The organism is Devosia geojensis (assembly GCF_000969415.1).
GTDB lineage: Bacteria > Pseudomonadota > Alphaproteobacteria > Rhizobiales > Devosiaceae > Devosia > Devosia geojensis.
Window position 1 is genome coordinate 1 of the sequence record NZ_JZEX01000037.1, and the last position, 1,678, is coordinate 1,678.

At 68.6% G+C, this 1,678-nt stretch carries 2 protein-coding genes; both read left to right on the forward strand.

The window, feature by feature from the left end; all coding sequences use genetic code 11:
* Positions 1–343: 343 nt before the first annotated feature.
* Positions 344–616 (forward strand): DUF2171 domain-containing protein, encoded by a 273-nt coding sequence (locus VE25_RS02205; RefSeq protein ID WP_046106953.1) that lies wholly within the window; start codon positions 344–346, stop codon positions 614–616.
* 135 nt (positions 617–751) lie between these two features.
* A complete protein-coding gene (locus VE25_RS02210; protein ID WP_046106954.1) occupies positions 752–1,549 on the forward strand; it encodes a glycosyltransferase family 32 protein in 798 nt (265 codons plus the stop codon).
* The last annotated feature ends 129 nt before the right edge of the window (positions 1,550–1,678 follow it).

Consider the following 1,678-nt stretch of genomic DNA (forward strand, 5'->3'; position numbering starts at 1 on the left):
CGAGATGTCGGGCGGGGGCGTTGGGGCAGCCGGGTCGCCGGCGGGCAGGGTGTCTGTTACGGACCGGCGGATCATCAGCGTCCGCATGCTTCGTGTACGGCTCACAAATCCCGGCGTGTGGGGCGGCAATTGCCTCCCATCTAAAATTATCAAGGAGGCGAAAGCCGCCCCGCATTCGTGTGTCCGAAAGGACCATAACCGCAGGATCGAGCGTCCGGGCGGCGAAAAGCGCTGCCCGGCGGAACTGGCTCACCGGCTGCGCGGGCGGAACCCGCGCGTATCGACATGCATTTGCCGTCCGGCGCGGCTAACATCATGCCGCCACACCAAAAGGAGTATGCAAGTGAGCCAGCTCACCGATATCAAGCCGGGCATGCGGATCGTCGGCGCCGATGGCGTTCCCGTCGGCACCGTCGAGGCGGTGGAGGGCGGGCGCATCCGCCTCGTTCCGGTCGAACCGCCCGAGGGCGAGGGTGGGGCGGCCCATTCCGGCCACAGCCACTATTTCGACGGCGGGCTCGTCGCCGAGGTCGAGGGCGATACCGTCCGGCTCTCCGCCAACGCGGCCGTCGCCATGCTCCTCGACGAGGAAGAGGACGGCAAGCCTGCCGATTGAGGAGCGTTTTCAGGAAAAGTGGATACCACCTTTCCGGTTCGAAAAACGCGACCACGCTCCAAGCCGCGGGACGCGCTGGACAAGCGCGGCAGGCTTTGACATCTCTGCAGCTCCCGCATCCGACGCGAGCCGCAGATGAGCCTGCCGACCATCGTTTCCTTCTGGCACGGGCCGCTTTCCTGGCTCGAGCGCCTCTGCGCCGCCTCGTTCCTGCGCCATCGCCACGCGCTCGAGGTCTATGCCTATGAGCCCCTCGCGGGCCTGCCGGCCGGGGTCACGCTGCGCGACGCCGGCGAGATCCTGCCGCGCGAGGCGATGGTCTTCTACAAGGATCGCGGCACCCCCGCGGTCTTTTCCGACCGCTTCCGCCTCGAGCTGATGCGGGCCGGCCGCGGCGTCTGGGCCGATCTCGACGTCTATTGCCTCAAACCCATCGCCGATCCGCCGCCCTATCTCTTCGGCTACGAGCGGGACGGTTCGGTCAACAACGCGGTGCTGCGCATCCCCGCCGGCGCGCCGCTGCTCGCCGACCTCCTCGCCGTCTTCGAGCCGGGGGGCAAGCGCCTCATCGAGCCGCACCTTCCCCCGCTGCGCCGGCTCGAAGTCGCCGCGCGCCGGCTCCTCGGCTTTTCCGTCGCGCCCCACCAGATGCAGTTCGGCGCCACCGGCCCCTTTCCCCTCACCTACCACATCCGCCGCCACGGCCTCGAACGCTTCGTCCAGCCGCGCGAGGTCTTCTATCCCCTGGCCTACGAGGACGTGCCCAAGCTCATGCAGCCCGGCAGCCGGCTCGAGGATGCGGTGACGGAACGGACGCTCGCCGTCCATGTCTGGCGCAGCCAGCTCACCAACCGCGGCCGCGCCGGCATGCCCGCCCCGGCGCCGGATAGCGCGCTGGCGAAGCTCTGCGAGATCGAGGGGATCGCGGTCTAGAGAGTGTCGGGCTTTATCGGAATCGGCGGCTCCTTCGCCTCCCTCCCCCTTGAGGGGAGGGAATGAGGGTTGGGGTGGTTGTGTGAGCCACTGATGGACCCCCACCCCCGACCCCTCCCCTCAAGGGGG